Origin of the sequence: Longimicrobium sp., from assembly GCF_048594345.1 — a bacterium.
Lineage (GTDB): Bacteria > Gemmatimonadota > Gemmatimonadetes > Longimicrobiales > Longimicrobiaceae > Longimicrobium.
This window is the reverse complement of record NZ_JBMDXM010000019.1, coordinates 41,977-59,548: the sequence shown is the minus strand read 5'-3', so window position 1 is coordinate 59,548 and position 17,572 is coordinate 41,977. Positions and strand designations below refer to the sequence as shown.

At 68.2% G+C, this 17,572-nt stretch carries 11 protein-coding genes; all 11 read left to right on the top strand.

All coding sequences use genetic code 11. The annotated features are described in order from the left end of the window. Window positions 1-2,720: preprotein translocase subunit SecA (secA, locus tag ACOJUJ_RS01910; protein ID WP_420125150.1), on the top strand; the 2,720-nt coding region annotated here is incomplete at its 5' end. A 652-nt stretch (window positions 2,721-3,372) separates the two neighbouring features. Further along, window positions 3,373-4,188, top strand: coding sequence for a RadC family protein (gene radC, locus ACOJUJ_RS01905; protein ID WP_420125149.1), 816 nt, complete (start codon window positions 3,373-3,375; stop codon window positions 4,186-4,188). A gap of 119 nt (window positions 4,189-4,307) precedes the next feature. Continuing rightward, window positions 4,308-6,533 (top strand): RelA/SpoT family protein, encoded by a 2,226-nt coding sequence (locus ACOJUJ_RS01900; RefSeq protein ID WP_420125148.1) that lies wholly within the window; start codon window positions 4,308-4,310, stop codon window positions 6,531-6,533. Window positions 6,534-6,887: 354 nt separating this feature from the next. Then, the gene (gene uvrB, locus ACOJUJ_RS01895) at window positions 6,888-8,930 is read left to right on the top strand and encodes an excinuclease ABC subunit UvrB (RefSeq protein ID WP_420125147.1); all 2,043 of its coding nucleotides are present in this window, start codon (window positions 6,888-6,890) and stop codon (window positions 8,928-8,930) included. Between the two features lie 7 nt (window positions 8,931-8,937). Beyond that, window positions 8,938-9,399 carry a tRNA (adenosine(37)-N6)-threonylcarbamoyltransferase complex ATPase subunit type 1 TsaE gene (tsaE, locus tag ACOJUJ_RS01890; protein ID WP_420125146.1) on the top strand — a complete coding sequence of 154 codons (462 nt, stop codon included), beginning with the start codon at window positions 8,938-8,940 and terminating at the stop codon, window positions 9,397-9,399. Next, window positions 9,396-10,100 (top strand): tRNA (adenosine(37)-N6)-threonylcarbamoyltransferase complex dimerization subunit type 1 TsaB, encoded by a 705-nt coding sequence (tsaB, locus tag ACOJUJ_RS01885; RefSeq protein ID WP_420125145.1) that lies wholly within the window; start codon window positions 9,396-9,398, stop codon window positions 10,098-10,100. The genes tsaE and tsaB overlap by 4 nt, the downstream gene beginning before the upstream one ends. Next, window positions 10,100-10,597 carry a ribosomal protein S18-alanine N-acetyltransferase gene (rimI, locus tag ACOJUJ_RS01880; RefSeq protein ID WP_420125144.1) on the top strand — a complete coding sequence of 166 codons (498 nt, stop codon included), beginning with the start codon at window positions 10,100-10,102 and terminating at the stop codon, window positions 10,595-10,597. Before tsaB ends, rimI begins: the two co-directional genes overlap by 1 nt. A 73-nt stretch (window positions 10,598-10,670) precedes the next feature. Then, complete coding sequence (locus tag ACOJUJ_RS01875) at window positions 10,671-11,279, top strand: single-stranded DNA-binding protein (protein WP_420125143.1); 609 nt, start codon at window positions 10,671-10,673, stop codon at window positions 11,277-11,279. Between the two features lie 1,111 nt (window positions 11,280-12,390). Then, entirely contained in the window at window positions 12,391-13,293 is a 903-nt protein-coding gene (locus tag ACOJUJ_RS01870) for an ABC transporter ATP-binding protein (RefSeq protein WP_420125142.1), read from the top strand. A 44-nt stretch (window positions 13,294-13,337) separates the two neighbouring features. Then, entirely contained in the window at window positions 13,338-13,901 is a 564-nt protein-coding gene (locus ACOJUJ_RS01865; protein WP_420125141.1) for a hypothetical protein, read from the top strand. 1 nt (window position 13,902) lies between these two features. Next, on the top strand, window positions 13,903-17,547 hold the full coding sequence (locus ACOJUJ_RS01860) for a hypothetical protein (RefSeq protein WP_420125140.1): 3,645 nt from the start codon (window positions 13,903-13,905) through the stop codon (window positions 17,545-17,547). Window positions 17,548-17,572 lie beyond the last annotated feature (25 nt).

Here is a 17,572-nt window from a genome sequence, read left to right as displayed (position 1 = left end):
CGCACCTGGTGACCGTCAACTCGTACCTGGCGCAGCGCGACAGCGAGTGGATGGGGCACCTGTACGGGTTCCTGGGCCTGACCGTGGGGTGCATCGACCTGCACGAGCCCAACACCCCCGAGCGCCGCGCCGCCTACGGCGCCGACATCACCTACGGCACCAACAACGAGTTCGGCTTCGACTACCTGCGCGACAACATGGTGCACCAGCTGGAGCACCGGGTGCAGCGCAGGCACCACTACGCCATCGTCGACGAGGTGGACAGCGTCCTGATCGACGAGGCGCGCACGCCGCTCATCATCTCCGGCCCCGTGGGGACGGAGACCAACGCCGCCTATGCCCGCTACAACCCCGCCGTGGCCGACCTGGCGCGGCGGCAGACGCGCATCACCAACGACCTGGTCGCGCAGGCCGAAATGGACCTGGAGGCGGGCGACAGCTACGCCGCGGGTGAAAAGCTGTTCCTGGCGCGCCGCGGCTCGCCGCGCAACAAGCGGCTGCACAAGATGCTGGCCGACGACCCCGGGCTGGTGCGGGTGATCAGCAAGGTCGAGCGCGACTACATGATGGAGAAGAAGGTCCACGAGCTGGAGGAGAACCTCCTGTACTCGATGGACGAGAAGGGCCACACCATCCACCTGACGGACCAGGGGCTGGACGTGATGGCGCCGGACGACCACGACGCCTTCATCGTCCCCGACATCTCCGAGGCCGTGCACCGGGTGGAGGAGGACACCTCGCTGGGGCTGGACGAAAAGCGCGAGCGCAAGGAAGCGCTGGAGCGCGAGTACGCGGAAAAAAGCGAGAAGATCCACGTCATCCACCAGCTGCTCAAGGCGTACACGCTCTTCAACAAGGACGAGCAGTACGTCATCCAGAACGGCGAGGTGATGATCGTGGACGAGTTCACCGGCCGCATGATGCCCGGCCGGCGCTGGTCCGACGGCCTGCACCAGGCGGTCGAGGCCAAGGAGGGTGTGGCGGTCAAGGCCGAGACGCAGACGCTGGCCACCATCACCATCCAGAACTACTTCCGCATGTACGACAAGCTCGGCGGCATGACGGGCACCGCCGAGACGGAAGAGGGCGAGTTTCACCAGATCTATACGCTGGACGTGATGGTGATCCCCACCAACCGTCCCATCACCCGGCAGGACCGGCACGACCTGGTCTACAAGACCAAACGCGAAAAGCTGAACGCCATCGTCGAAGAGGTGCGGCGGCTGCACGCCATGGAGCTTCCCGTCCTCGTCGGCACCGTGAGCGTGGACGTGTCGGAAACGCTGTCGCGCATGCTCAAGCGCGCGGGAGTGACGCACGAGGTGCTGAACGCCAAGCAGCACCGGCGCGAGGCCGAGATCGTGCGGCTGGCGGGGCAGCCCGGGGCGGTGACCATCGCCACCAACATGGCCGGCCGCGGCACCGACATCAAACTGGGCGCGGGCGTCACCGAGCCCCGCACGGTGGCGTGGGCCAAGGGTCGTGGCCTGGACCTGAAGCAGCTTTCCACCTCGCCCGATCCCGAGGCGGTGGTGGACCTGACGACGCAGCCGGACAGCTACCTGATCGAGACGGGCGGGCTGCACATCATCGGCTCCGAGCGGCACGAGTCGCGGCGCATCGACCGGCAGCTGCGCGGCCGCGCCGGCCGCCAGGGCGACCCGGGCGCGTCACAGTTCTTCCTGTCGCTGGAAGACGACCTGATGCGCCTGTTCGGCTCCGAGCGCATCGCGTCCATCATGGACCGGCTGGGCGCCGAAGAGGGCGAGGTGATCACGCACCCGTGGATCACCAACTCCATCGGTGGCGCGCAAAAGCGCGTGGAGATGCAGAACTTCGAGGCGCGCAAGCGGCTGCTGGACTACGACGACGTGATGAACCAGCAGCGCGAGGTCATCTACGACCAGCGCACCTTCGCGCTCGAAGGGGGCGAAGAGCTGAAGGGCGAGGTGTGGGAGATGATCGAGCGTGCCGTTCCGGTCATCCTGGAGGAGTACGCCCCCGCCAGCGCCCCGTCCGAGGACTGGGACCTGGGCGGGCTGCGGCAGCGGCTGATGCTGGACTTCTTCATCAGCGCCGACCGCCTGCCCAACGATTCGGTCGGTGGCGACACCTTCTCCTCGCGCGACGATCTGGAGGAGTACGTCGTGGACCGCGCGCGGGAGCAGTACCACGACAAGCTTGACCGCTTTGGCGAGGCGGCGGACGCGGTGCTGCGGTTCGTGGTGCTTTCCACCATCGACGAAAAGTGGAAGGACCACCTGTACGACCTGGACCACTTGAAGGCCAGCATCGGCTTCCGGGGCTGGGGGCAGAAGGACCCGCTTCTGGAGTACAAGAAGGAAGCGTACGACATGTTCGAGGACCTGATGACGGACATGTACGCCTCCATAGCCAAGTACGTGTTCCGCGCGCAACTGGCGCCCGCGCCGCCGCCCCCGCCGCCGCCCATGACGTTCTCGGGCCCGGTGTCGGACGGGGAGCTGGGTGTGGCCGAAGAGGCGGAGGAGATGCCGCCCCCGCCGCCGCAGCCGCAGCCGCGGCGCTCCTCGCTGGGGGTGAACCCGTACGCGGCCGTGACGCCGCGCCCGCAGCCCATGCGCACCAACCGCGAGGAAACGCCGGCCCCCACCCCCGCGGCGCAGACGGTGGGACGCAACGATCCCTGCCCCTGCGGGAGCGGCAAGAAGTACAAGCAGTGCCACGGGCGTAACGCCTGACCTGCCACACGGATCATGAAATCGCGAGAGCCCCGGGACAGCAACTGTTCCGGGGCTCTCGTCTTTCCGCCACCTGCCGAGCCCTCGGCCTTCATGCTGAATCCGTAGAAACCGCAAGTGTCACGCGGAGACGCGGAGGGCGCGAAGGCGCGGAGCAAAAGGGTTTCACACGGAGTTAACGGAGTCAACGGAGTTTTCTCGTGCCGTTGCCTCCGATCTCGCGGCGCGAAGCCGGAGTGCCCACGTCGGGTGCCGATGAGGAGGTCGGCGAGGGACGAGGCTTTGGGTGAGGTGTCGGGAACGGCAGATGGATGGAATGCGGCAGGGGGCCATCCGCGTTTTCTGAGGGAGGGACGTAGACCGGCAGATGGACTTCTACGACGCATGGAAGCAAGTGGATCGCACCACCTGATACGCGATCTTGAGAACCGTATGCTCGCTCCACGATCAGATGATCTGAGCGATCTCACCGCCTGGCTATTCCAGTTGACCGATATCCCCCGCGAGCGCACGTGTTGCGTGCCCACGGCTGGCGCGGACGGGGCGCTCCGAATTGGGTCTGGTGATTCGGTGACGGCGTCCATATCTTGTATTTCGGTTTTTGTTCGGATGTGGTGGCGAGATCGCTGACACCTTTTTGCCGGAGCTGCCCATGCCTGCCCTTGCCGTCCCCATCGAATCCACCTGCGGCGTCGTAAAAATCAAGGAGTGGCCTGCCACCGACCGCCCGCGTGAGCGGCTGTGCACGCTGGGGCCGCAGTCGCTTTCGTCGCGCGAGCTGCTGGCGCTGCTCATCGAAAGCGGGCGCCCCGCCACCGACGAGCGGCCGGCGCGCTCGGCCATGGACCTGGCCGGCGACCTTCTGGCCTGGGCGCTGCAGGGTGCTGACGAGGACGAGGAGGAGGAACCGGGCAAGGGCGGCGGCAGGCGGCGCAGGGACGCGCAGCCGCTGCGGCGCATCATGATGGCGCAGGCGTCGCAGCTGTGCGGCGTGCGGGGGATCGGGCCGGCCCGGGCCGCCAAGATCCTGGCCGCCATGGAGCTGGGACGGCGGGCGGTGCAGGAGGTGCGGCGCGACGCGCCCCGCTTTCTGTCGGCCAGCGACGTGTTTGAGCACGTGCACGTGCGCATGCGCGACCTTCGCCACGAGGAGTTCCACGTGGTGCTGCTCAACGCCCAGGGCGAGCTGCTGCGCATGGAAAAGGTGGCGCAGGGCACCATCGACAGCTGCCACGTGGAGCCGCGCGAAGTGTTTGGGCCCGCGATGCGCGAAGGGGCGTACAGCGTGGTGGCGGTGCACAACCATCCCAGCGGCGAGCCGCGGCCCTCCAACGAAGACCGCAACCTCACCAGCCGCCTGGAGTCGGCGGCCACCCTGCTGGGGCTGCGGCTGCTGGACCACATCATCGTGGGCGAGCAGCGGTACTGGTCGTTCGCCGAGCAGAAGCAGATGACGTCGGGGTGGTGAGCGGGCGCCCCCATCGCTTACATTGCCTGTATGAGGTACTTCTCCGCACCGCCACCCCCGTTGCCCCGCCGCGCCGCCCCGGCCGGGCGGCCGGCCCCCTCGCGCGCGGGAGGGGGCTGATGGCGTCGCACGCACCCGCGCTCCCCGCCGTGGACGGCGGGCTGGACCACGCGCGCGCCATCCTGCCGCCCGACCTGTTCGCGGCGGTGCAGCCGTACGCCGACCGGCTGGACCTGGACCTGATCGCGCGCGCGTACGAGTTCAGCGCCATGGCGCACGCGGGGCAGAAGCGCCACTCGGGCGAGGACTACATCGTCCACTGCATCGAGGTGGCCAAGATCCTGGCCGACCTGCACCTGGACAGCGCCACCATCGCGGGCGGGCTGATCCACGACGTGGTAGAGGACACGTCCGCCACGCTGGACGACGTGCGCGACGCGTTTGGCGAAGAAGTGGTGACGGTGGTGGACGGGCTGACCAAGATCGCCAAGGTGCAGTTCCGCACCAGCACCGAGCAGCAGGTGGAGAACTTCCGCAAGCTGCTGCTGAGCATGGCGCAGGACGCCCGGGTGATCCTGATCAAGCTGGCCGACCGGCTGCACAACATGCGCACGCTGGACTGGCTGCGTGAGGAGAAGCGCCGGCGCATCGCGCAGGAGACCCGCGACATCTACGCGCCGCTGGCGCACCGGCTGGGCGTGGCCGCCATCAAGTGGGAGATGGAGGACCTCTGCTTCAAGTACCTGGAGCCGGACGAGTACCGGGAGTTGGCGCGCCGGGTGGCGGAGAAGCGGCGCGAGCGCGAGGAATGGATCGAGAACCTGCGCGTGCCGCTGGAGGCCGAGCTGCGCGGATCGGGGATCGAGTGCGAGGTGACGGGGCGTCCCAAGCACCTGTGGTCCATCTACCGCAAGATGGTGCAGCGGGAAAAGAACTACGACGAGATCTACGACCTGATGGCGGTGCGGGTGATCGTAGACACCATCGCCGACTGCTATCACGCGCTGGGGGTGATCCACAACCGCTGGACGCCACTCACGGAGCGGTTCCACGACTACATCGCCACGCCCAAGAGCAACATGTACCAGTCGCTGCACACGACCATCTTTGGTCCGGGCGGACGGCTGTACGAGATCCAGATCCGCACCCGCGAGATGCACCGCACGGCGGAGAACGGCATCGCGGCGCACTGGAAGTACAAGGACGGCCCGCGCCCCGCCGACGACGTGGACGACACGCTCTCGTGGTTCCGGCAGGTGCTGGAGTGGCAGCAGGAGACGCGGGAGCCGGAGGAGTTCATGGAATTCCTCCGCATCGACCTGTTCCAGGACGAGATCTTCGTCTTTACCCCCATGGGCGACGTGAAGCAGCTGCCCAAGGGGGCCACGCCCATCGACTTTGCCTTTACGGTGCACACCGAGGTGGGGCTGCACTGCGCCGGCGCGCGGGTGAACGGACGCATTACCCCCATCACGCGTGAGATCAAGAACGGCGACCAGGTAGAGATCCTTACCGATCCCAAGCAGCGCCCCTCGCGCGACTGGCTGGCATTCGTAAAGACGGCGCGGGCGCGCAACAAGATCCGGCAGTGGATCAAGGAAGAGGAGTTTGGTGACAGCGCCCGGCTGGGGCGCGAGTTCATCGAGCGCGAGATCCGCAAGGCGCGGCGCGAGAAGGTGTCGGAAGACCGCTTTGGCGAGGCGGCCAGGGCGCTGGGGCTGGAGAACGCGGAGACGCTGTACGCCGCGCTGGGCCGCGGCGACCTGGGTCCGTCGGCGGTGATGCGGGTGCTGTGGCCGGAGACGGTGGAAGAGCCGCCCAAGCCCCCCTCGGCGTTCGAACGGTTGGTGTCCCGGGTGCGCGGCGAGCAGGCCACCGCGCCGCTGCGCGTGCAGGGGATGAGCAACCTGATGGTGCGCTACTCCCAGTGCTGCCAGCCGGTGCCGGGCGACAAGGTGATCGGGTACGTGACGCGGGGCCGCGGGGTGAGCGTGCACCGCATCGACTGCCCCAACATCCTGCAGCTCAAGGAGCACCCCGAGCGGCGGGTGGAGATCGACTGGGATGGCGACGGCGCGGACCGCTTCTTCGTGCGCCTGGGAATGGACGGCACCGACCGCCGCGGGCTGTTCGCCGACATCGCCAGCGCCGTGTCCGCCACCAACACCAACATCCGCAGCGCCGACATGAACGCCGATGAGCACGGGATGCGCGGCGACTTTGTGGTGGAGGTGGAAAACCTGGCGCACCTGAACCGCGTGCTGGCCGCGATCAAGAAGGTCAAGGGTGTGGTGCGTGTGGAGCGCCGGGAGCAGACGGACCTGAGCGAGGTGGCGGAGGAGTAGGAGCGGCGAGAGGGCAGGGAATGGAATGTGACGGAGTGATTCCCGCCTGCGGACGCACCGCTGCCGGGGACGCCGCACACGCCTACGCCGCCGAGTCCGCGCAGACGGACTTTGTGCCGTTGTAGCCGCGGTTTGAACCGCCTGGGCAGAGGCGGGTGCCGCGGCCGGAACTCGCGGATGCATCGATGCCCGATGGCAGGCACGGAAGGTGTGTGGAGTACGCACTTCCGCAGTGCGGGCTGAGTTTGCCGCTCGTGACCGTCCGGCGTTCCACGGAAGTGAACGCCGGGTTTTCTTCGGGGTACAAACCGGGTTGACCGTCCATGCCCGGAATCCCGACCAGACGAGGAAGTGATGCCGTTTGAACTGGTGTCCCCGTTCTCCCCCGCAGGCGACCAGCCGCGGGCCATCGCGGAGCTTACGGAGGGGCTGAAGCGCGGGGACAAGTACCAGACGCTGCTGGGCGCTACGGGCACGGGCAAGACGCTCACCATGGCGAACGTCATTGCCCGGCACGGCCGGCCCGCGCTGGTGATGAGCCACAACAAGACGCTGGCGGCGCAGCTCTACGGCGAGATCAAGAGCTTCTTTCCCAGGAACGCCGTCGAGTTCTTCATCAGCTACTACGACTACTACCAGCCCGAGGCGTACGTCCCCAGCACCGACACGTACATCGAAAAGGACTCCTCCATCAACGAGGACATCGAGCGGCTGCGCCTGCGCGCCACCAGCTCGCTGATGGAGCGCGACGACGTGATCATCGTCTCCTCGGTCTCCTGCATCTACGGCCTGGGGGACCCGCAGGAGTACCGGGCGCAGATGCTGGTGCTGAACGTGGGGCAGGAGATCAGCCGCAAGAAGATCCTGGAGGGGCTGGTAGCCGTTCAGTACAAGCGCAACGACGCGGCGTTCGAGCGCGGCAACTTTCGCGTACGCGGCGACACGGTGGAGGTGTACCCCGCGTACGAGGAGCAGGGGATCCGCATTGAGCTGTGGGGCGACGAGATCGAGCGCATCTCCCGGTTTGACCCGCTGACGGGCGACACCATCAACACGCTCAAGAGCACGGCGATCTTTCCCGCCACGCACTTCGTGACGGCGCGGCCCAAGCTGGAGCGCGCGGTGGACCGCATTCGCCGCGAGCTGGACGGGCGGCTGAAGGAGCTGCTGGGGCAGGGCAAGCTGCTGGAGGCGCAGCGGCTGGAGAGCCGCACCAACTTCGACATCGAGATGATGCTGGAGATTGGCACCTGCTCCGGCATCGAGAACTACTCGCGCCACATCGCGGGCCGAACCGAGGGCGAGCGGCCGGCGTGCCTGTTCGACTACTTTCCCGAGGACTTTCTGGTGATCGTGGACGAGAGCCACGTCTCCGTTCCGCAGATCGGCGGGATGTTCAACGGCGACCGCGCGCGCAAGCTGACCCTGGTGGACCACGGCTTTCGCCTGCCCAGCGCGCTGGACAACCGGCCGCTGAAGTTCGAGGAGTGGGAGGAGCTGGTGCCCAAGGCGGTGTTCGTTTCCGCCACGCCCGGCGCGTACGAGCTGGCGCAGAGCGGCGGCGTGGTGGTGGAGCAGATCATCCGCCCCACCGGTCTCCTCGATCCGGTGGTGGACGTGCGGCCGGTGCGCGGGCAGGTGGATGACCTGCTGGCGGAGATCCGCATTCGCGTGGAGCGCAACGAGCGGGTGCTGGTGACCACGCTCACCAAGCGGATGTCGGAAGACCTGACGGACTTTCTGCACCAGAACGGGGTGCGCGTGCGCTACCTGCACAGCGACATCCAGTCGCTGGAGCGGGTGGAGATCCTGCGCGACCTGCGCCTGGGCAAGTTCGACGTGCTGGTGGGCATCAACCTGCTGCGCGAGGGGCTGGACCTCCCCGAGGTGTCGCTGGTGGCCATTCTGGACGCGGACAAGGAGGGCTTTCTGCGCTCCGCCAGCTCGCTCATCCAGACCGTGGGCCGTGCGGCGCGCAACTCGGAGGGGATGGCCATCCTGTACGCGGACAAGGTCACCGGCTCCATGGAGCGGATGATCGAAGAAACCAACCGCCGCCGGGTGCTGCAGCGCGAGTACAACGAGCAGCACGGCATCATCCCCATGACGGTCTTCAAGTCCGTGGAGGAGATCGAGCTCAGCACGCGGGTGGCCGATGCGCGGACCAAGCCGGAGCCGGCGGCGGGGGCGACGAAGGCGGCGGAGCGCCCGGTGTTCGGCACCAGGAGCCCGGCGGAGCTGCTGAAGGAGATCGAGCAGGGGATGCGCGACGCGGCGGCGCAGCTGGACTTTGAGCGGGCGGCGATCCTGCGCGACCAGTACCTGGAGCTCAAGGCGGAGATGGACGGCGCCAAGCCCGGCCCGCAGCGCCGCTCAGTGTCGGCGCTGCGGGGGTGAGGCCCGGATGGACGCCGTGCTGACGGAGGAGGCGCTGGAGCGCTGGGGGCGCCGCATTGGCGCGGAGGCGCACACGCCGCTGGTGATTGCGCTGCGGGGTGACCTGGGCGCGGGAAAGAGCACGCTGGCCCGCGCGGTGGCGCACGGCGCGGGGGTGGAAGGCGACGTGCCCTCGCCCACGTTCAACCTGGTATTCCGCTACGACACGCCGCGCGGGGTGCAGGTGCAGCACCTGGACCTGTATCGTCTCGAAGATCCGGACGAGGTGTGGGAGCTGGGGTGGCAGGAGCTGGGCGCGCCGGACGAGCTGGTGCTGATCGAGTGGCCGGAGCGCGCGGAGTCGCTGCTCCCCACGCCGCGGTGGGAGGTGGCGATCGAGGACGAGGGCGACCCCGCCAGCCGCCGCGTCCATGCCCGCCCGGTGGGCGACCCGCCGCCGCTGCCGGCGTTTGACGGAGGCGGGGCGTGAGGGGTGCGGGGAGCGAGACCGTGCTGGCGATCGACAGCTCCACGCGTGACGCGTACGTGGCGGTGGAGGTGGACGGGACGCTGGCGGCGGAGGAGGCGGTGACGGCGCGGGCCAACGCGTCTTCCGCGCTGCTGCCGGCGGTGGACCGGGCGGTGCGCGCGGCGGGGCTGGCGCCGGGCGCTCTCTCCGCCGTGGTGGTGGGCGGGGGGCCGGGCTCGTTCACGGGGCTGCGCATCGCCGCGGCGACGGCCAAGGGGATCGTCCGGGCGCTGGGGGTGCCGCTGTACGCGTACTCGGGGCTGCTGGCCGCCGCCGCCGCGCACCGGGACGGGGACGGCGCCGTCTGCGCGCTGTTCGATGCCCGCAACCGCGAGGTGTTTGCCGGGTGCTGGCGCTTTGATGCCGGCGCACGCGAGGTGCTGGGGGTGACGGCGGCGGGGATCGACGACGTCGTGGAGCGGCTGCGGGGGGAGCGCGTGCGCTTTGTGGGCGAGGGGGCGGCGCTGCACCACGCGCTGCTGGCGGACGCGTTTGGCGCGGAGGCGGTGGCGGGGGGGGAGCGTTCGCCGGCGAACGGCCTGCTCTGGCTGGCGCGCACGATGCCGGAGCACGGGCGCGTGGCGGACGCGGCGGCGTGGGAGCCGGACTACGTGCGGGCGGCGGGGGTGGAGCGCATCGCGGCGGCGCGGGGCGCGGGGTGATGGCGTCGAGCGCCGAGACGGTGGCCGCGCTGGCGCCTTCGCCGCGCTTTCGCATTCGCTCCCTGCGCGAGGGCGACCTGCCGCGCGTGCTGGAGATCGAACGCGAGTGCTTTTCCACGCCGTGGAAGGAGGTCACCTTTCGCGGCCTGATGAAGCGTTCCGACACCGACCTGCTGGTGGCGGAGACGGAGGAGGGGTGGCTGGCCGGCTACGCGGCGTGCTGGACGGTGATCGACCAGTCGGAGCTGGGGAACGTGGCGGTGTCGCCCGCGGCGCGCGGGGCGGGGATGGGCGGGGCGCTGGTGGACGCGGTGGTGGAGCGCATCAAGGAGCGCGGCAGCCACGAGTGCTACCTGGAAGTACGCGAGTCGAACCGCGAGGCACAATCCCTTTACGGCCAACGTGGATTCATCGTGGTCGGGCGGCGGCCCCGGTACTACTCGCTGCCCACGGAGGACGCGCTTGTGATGCGCCTGCGCGTGGGAGATCTTTCTTGACAGGCAGTCCGGCCCCGGGTAAGATAGGCCGTCTCGCCGTCTACTTTGTTCACTTGGGGGAAGAGGAGGAGCTGTGTCGCGCAGCTTGAACAAGGCGATCCTGATCGGCAACCTGGGGCAGGACCCGGAGATTCGCACCACGGGCGGCGGCCAGCGCGTGGGGCAGTTTTCGCTGGCCACCACCCGCACCTGGAACGACCAGAGCGGGCAGAAGCAGGAAAAAACGGAGTGGCACCGCATTGTGGTGTGGGGCCGTCTGGTGGACATCGTGGAGCGGTACGTAAAGAAGGGGGACCGCCTGTACGTGGAGGGCGAGATCCAGTACCGCACGTACGAGGACAAGGAAGGCGTCACCAAGTTCACCACGGAGATCAATCTCAAGGAGATGATCATGCTGGGTGGCGGCCGCGAGGGCGGCGGCGGTGGTGGTGACTACGGCGGCGGCGGTGGTGGGTATGGAGGTGGTGGCGGCGGGGGTGGTGGGTACGGCGGGGGCGGTGGCCGCGGCGGCGGCGGCGGCGGAGGCGGAGGCGGGTCGTACGGCGGTGGTGGTGGCGCGCGGGGCGGCGGCGGAGGTGGTGCGCCGGCCGGCGGTGGCGGAGGCCGCGGCGGTGCGGGCGGCGGCAACTACGACGACTTCCAGGCGCCGCCCTTCGAAGACGACGACGACCTGCCGTTCTGACCGGCCCACGCGATCGTCACGCACTCGCCGTGACTGTCGACAGGCAACTCGAAGGGAAGTGGCCGCTGGCCACTTCCCTTCTGACCATGCACAGAGATCACGCAGTTTCTTTCTCCTAATACCAAATCCGGCAAAACACCTCACCTCAAGTGAGACTACAGGAAACAGAGGTCGGGGTACAGAGGAACAGAGAAACAGCCAGAGGAACAGAGGAGGAATGCGGATCACCTCTGTTCCTCTGGCGGTTCCCGGTTCCTCTGTACCTTCCGATGTTGTTTTCCGGATTCGGTATAACGATAACCTGCCTCAGTGTTGCTCGGGTCGTTGCCGTGTCACATTTCGGTTACCCGCGCATCCGTTCCGACGCCCACACACACTTGCGGCGGAGGACGCATCCGCCGCCATCCCGCCGATTCACGTACGAATCAGCGGCATCGATGGAGCCGCGCTCACTGCGTTTGTGAGCACGTGGGATTGACGTCATCCTTCCGGGTACGGTGGGTTCGACTGGAAGTACCTGTGGCATCGGCTTTGTCGTCAGGAGCCTCGCAATTTTCAATGCGCCCTGTGGTACGGATCCATGCTCTGTGGGGTGGCCATATCTAGCGATGGGCCTCCCGAACGACCGGGGTGAGGAATGAGTACAGACGTGACTCGGAATGCTGGTGTGATGAGCGACGTGCGCGATGGCGCCCGTGGTCGTATGCTCGCGGCTCGGAATCGTGTTCGCCGGTGGTTCTCACGGGACGCGATGGTCGGTCTTGATCCCGATGCTCCAGAGGTGGTTGGAGTGCGGGGACCTGTCCTCTTTGTGTCGGACGCCACGCGCTAACCGGGATTTCAGGTTTGAATGCTCACAACAATGTCGGGGGGGGGGCCCCCCCGGCCCCCCCCCCGACTTTTTGGTGAGCGAGCATGGTTCGTCGACCAGCAGCACTACGACGAAAGCGGATAGCACCTGCAACCGCGGAGCGTAGCGTCACCTACGGGCCACTTGCGCTGATGTTCTTTGTATCGTAAAGTACTTCGCGAGTGATGCTGGAGCCGGGGTGGAGTGGCGATTGACGCGACGGTTCTTCGGCTGGTTGGGATACATCTACAGGGTGCCACGATGGAATTGCACATCCGCAACGTCTCCAAGAGCTATCCCAACGGCGTGCAGGCGCTGAAGGACGTGACGCTTACGATTCCGGCGGGGATGTACGGGCTGCTGGGCCCCAACGGGGCGGGGAAGTCCACGCTGATGCGCATCCTGGCCACGCTGCAGGAGCCCGACTCCGGCAGCATCCACCTGGGCGAGCTGGACGTGGTGCGGCAGAAGGACGAGGTGCGCAAGACGCTGGGCTACCTGCCGCAGGAGTTCGGCGTGTATCCACGGGTGAGCGCGGAGGAACTGCTGGAGCACTTCGCCATCCTCAAGGGCATCCCCGACCGCAAGTCGCGCAAGGCGCTGGTGGAGGCACTGCTGCGGCAGACCAACCTGTGGGAGGTGCGCAAGCAGAAGCTGGGCGGCTACTCGGGCGGGATGCGGCAGCGGTTCGGCGTGGCGGTGGCGCTGCTGGGGAACCCCAGGCTGCTCATCGTCGATGAGCCGACGGCGGGGCTGGACCCGGCGGAGCGCGTGCGCTTTCTGAACCTGCTGAGCGAGCTGGGCGAGAACAGCGCGGTCATCCTTTCCACCCACATCGTGGAGGACGTGTCGGAGCTGTGCACGCGGATGGCGATCATCGACCGGGGTGAGATTCTGCTGGAGGCAGAGCCGCTGGGCGCCATCGAAGAGATGCGGGGGCGGATCTGGCGGAGTGTGATCGAGAAGAGCGCGCTGGCGGAGACCGAGCGAACGCATCCGGTCATCTCCACAAAGATGCTGGGGGGAAGGACCGTGGTGCACGTCTACAGCGACACGGCGCCCGGCGCCGGCTTCGGGCCCGCCGAGCCGGACCTGGAGGACGTCTACTTCAGCACGATGGCGGGGCACATCGGGCGGCGCGCGCAACTGGAGGCGGCGGCGTGAAGGGCTACGATCACGGTGGACGGAAACATCCCGGGAGGAATCTGATGATCAAGAACATCATCCGGCGCCTGACGGGCGCGGCGAAGAACGCCGTAGTGTGGGGCGGCACCTGGTTCGGTCTCGCCTTCGCGACCATCATCGGGCTCCGCACAATCGGCGTCATCGTTCCGCCGGAGATCGGGGTGCTGGACGCGATCGGCATGGCCTTGCGCGTCGGGATCGCCGGCGGGGTCGCGGGGGGCGCCTTTGCTCTGCTCGTCAGCCTGCTGTATCGCGGGCGGCGGCTGTCAGACATCAACTGGATGCGCTTCGGGCTGGGCGGCGCGGCCGTGGCGCTGCTGCTGATGCTCGCGTTCCTCGGCATCCCCGGCCTGATTTCCGGGGACGGATTTCCGGCGCTCGACGACGTTCTTTCCGACCTGATCATCGCCACGGTGTTCGGCGGGATTGCGGCGGGTGCCTCGATGTGGCTTGCCCAGCGCGCGGAAACCCGATCCATCGGCGGGCCGGATCGATACGATGGCTTGAATGCCGGATGGCCAGCGGCGGAGGCGGAGGCGATTTATCGCACGCCCGTCCGGGTTCACCCGCAGCATCGCGGGACCTGACATGAAGTTCCGGGAGATCTTTCGCTTCGAACTGGTCTACCAGCTTCGTCGTCTCTCCACCTGGCTGCCGTTCGCGGCCCTGGCCGTGGTCGCGTACCTGTTCATCCGGCAGAACGTCGTCTCCGACCAGCTGTACGCGGATTTCCATCTCAACTCGCCCTTCATCATCGCGGTGGTCACCGTCTTCTGCACCCTGTTCTGGCTGCTGGTGGCCGCGGGCGTGGCGGGCGAGATCGCGGTGCGCGACGTGGAAACGGGGATGCATCCGCTCACCTACACGGCGCCCGTAAGCAAGGCCGAGTACCTGGGGGGGCGGTTCCTGGCCGTCTTTGTCATCAACGCCATCATCCTCCTTGCCGTGCCGCTGGGGGTGATGCTGGCCGTCTACGCGTCGGGCGTGGATCCGCAGATCGTCGGGCCCTTTCGGCCGGCGGCGTACCTGACGGCGTACGGCTTTCTGGCGCTGCCCAACGCGCTGCTGGGCACGGCGGTGCAGTTTGCCTGGGCCACGCTGAGCCGCCGGGCCATCGGGAGCTACGTGGGGAGCGTGATGCTCTTTGGCGTGGTGTACGGCGGGATCTTCGCCGTGATGTACTTTCTGAATGAGCGGACGTACGCGGAGCTGCTGGATGCGTTCGCCCACCTGACGATCGTCGACCTGACGCTGAACTGGACGCCGATCGAAAAGAGCACCCGCCTGGTCACACTGGAGGGCTCGCTGCTCCGCAGCCGCCTGCTGTGGTTCGGCGTTGCGCTGGCGGCGCTGGCGTTCACCTACGCCCGCTTCCGCTTCCAGCATCTGGCGGCCAGGCCGTGGTGGGGCCGTCTCCTGAGGCGGCGGGAGGCGCAGGCGCCCACGCCGTCGGGGAGCGGCATCCGGACCAGCCCGATCTCCGTCCCGGAGGTCCGGCAGACGTTCGGCTGGGCGATGCGCGCGCGCCAGACGCTGGACATCGCGTGGACGTCGTTCAGGGTGATCGCCAGGAGCCGGGGCGGGCTGATCGTGACGGCGCCGATCGCGCTGGTCGCGGTGATGATCCTGCCGGAGCACATGACCAACATGGGCACGCCGCTGCTGCCCCGGACGGAGTACGTCCTCACCTTTCTGACGGCGCCGCTCACCGATCCCATCACGCCCTGGGTGATCATCCCCATGCTGACGCTGCTGTGGGCGGGGGAGCTGGTGTGGCGGGAGCGGGAGGCCGGACTGGGCGAGATCACCGACGCGGCGCCGGTGCCGGAGTGGGTCCCCTTCCTGGGCAAGTTCCTGGGGCTGGGGCTGGTGCTGGCAGTGTGGATGGTGGTGCTGATGGCGATCGGGATCATCATCCAGGTGACCCAGGACTACCACCGCTTCGAGATCGGCCTGTACCTGAAGGTGCTGTTGGGGCTTCAGCTTCCCGAGTACCTGCTCTTTGCCGCGCTCGCGCTGGTGGTGCAGGGGCTGGTGAACCAGAAGTACATCGGCCACTTCGTCGCGCTGATCGTCTACGCGTTCATCCTCTTTGCCGCGCGGCTGGGCATTCGCCACAACCTGCTGGTCTACGGGTCCGCGCCGGACTGGGTCTACACGGACATGCGTGGGTTTGGCCCGTCGCTGGGGCCGTGGCTGTGGTTCATGCTGTACTGGAGCGCGTGGGCGCTGCTGCTGGGCGTCGTCGCGCGGCTGCTGTGGGTGCGCGGGCTGGAGCGCAGCCCGCGGGCGCGGCTGCGGCTGGCGCGCGGCCGGTTCACGCGGCCGACGATGGGGATCGCCACGGTGGCGGCGGGGCTGGTCCTGGGGTTGGGCGGGTTCATCTTCTACAACACCAACGTCCTGAACTCGTACCGCGGCGCCTCCGAACTCATGGAGATGCGCGCCGAGTACGAGCGCCGCTACGGGCGATACGCGAACGCCCCGCAGCCCCGCATCGCCGCGGCCAGGCTGCGCGTGGAGATCCATCCCCGGCGGCGGGCGGCGGAGATCCGCGGCGTCTATCACCTGGTCAACCACACCGCGGCGCCGATCGACACCATCCACCTGGCGCCCGCGCCCAGCGTCCGCACCGCGGCGGTCACCTTCGACCGGCCGGCGACGCGCACGAACGAGGTCGACGGCCTGTGGCACCACGTCTACGCGCTGGGGGCACCGCTGCAGCCCGGCGACTCGCTGCGGCTGAGCTTCGCGGTGGCTTACGAGCCGCGCGGCTTTCGCAACGGCGCGTTCGATCCCGTGCTGGCCGTGACGGAAACAAGCAGCTACTTCCGCAGCCAGGACGTGCTGCCCGAGATCGGCTACCAGGCCGCGCGCGAGCTGCTGAAGCCCGGTGAGCGGCGCCAGTACGGGCTGGCCGCGCGCCCGATCATCCCCACGCTGGACGACGCGGAAGCGGGCGAGGACATCACCGGCGCGTCGGGGATGGTCGCCACGGAGCGCATGGCGTTCGAGGCGGTGATCGGGACGGACGCGGACCAGGTGGGGGTGGCGCCGGGGACCCTGCGCCGCACGTGGACGGAGGGCGGGCGCCGCTACTTCCATTACGCGACCGACGCCCGCATCGGCTCGTACTCCTTCTTTTCCGCCCGCTACGCGGTGCACGAGGAAGTCTGGACGCCGCCGGCGGGCGGCGGGCAGCCGGTCACCATCCAGGTCTACCATCACCCGCGCCACGCGGCCAACCTGGACCGCATGGTCCGCAGCGTACGGGGCTCGCTGGACTACTACACCCGCGCGTACGGCCCGTATCCACACGGCCCCGTGATCCGGCTGGTGGAGAACCCCGGGCAGGGGATGGGGGCGCACGCGGAGGCGACGACCATCGACTACACGGAAGGGCTTTCCCGCTACAACCCGGCGGCGGATCCGAGAGGGCTGGACATGCCGTTCGCGATCTTTGCGCACGAGATGGCGCACCAGTGGCAGGTTCCCCACGCGTACGCCGAGGGCGCCCCGCTGCTGTCCGAAAGCTTTGCCTGGTACGCCGCCATGGGGGTGGTGGAAAAAGCCTACGGGCGCGAGCACCTGGAGCGGCTGCGGCGGTTTTTCCGGCAGCCGTCCCCCATCCCGCCGATCCGCCAATCCGTCCCGCTGCTCCGGGCGCTGGACCCGTACGCCGCCTACCGCAAGGGCCCGTTCGCGCTGTTCGCCATGAGCGAGTACATGGGCGAGGAGCGGGTGAACCTGGCCTTCCGGCGCCTGATCGAGCCGCACCGCACGGCGTCGCTGCCGGGCGCGACCTCGCTGGACCTGTACCGCGAGCTGCAGGCGGTCACGCCGGACTCGCTGCGCTACCTGTTGAACGACCTGTTCGCCACCAACACCTTCTGGGAGCTGGAGACGGAGCGCGCTTCGGCCAGACAGACGGCGGCGGGCACCTGGCAGGTGACGCTGCGCATCAAGGCGCGCAAGGTGACGGTGGATCCCGCCGGCAAGGAGGGGGAGGTGCCGATGGACGAGTGGATCCCGATCGGGGTCTATGCGCCGACCGAGCAGGGCGCGGAGTTCGGCGAGACGCTGTACCTGCGCAGCCACCGCATCCGCTCCGGCCCGCAGACGATCACCGTGACGGTGCCCGGGAAGCCGTCCGACGCCGGCATCGACCCGTATCTCGTCCTGATCGACCTGGAGCGGTTCGACAACGTGGAGGAGGTGGAGATTGAGGGCTGAGGGCGTGAACCGGACGGAGCAGCTT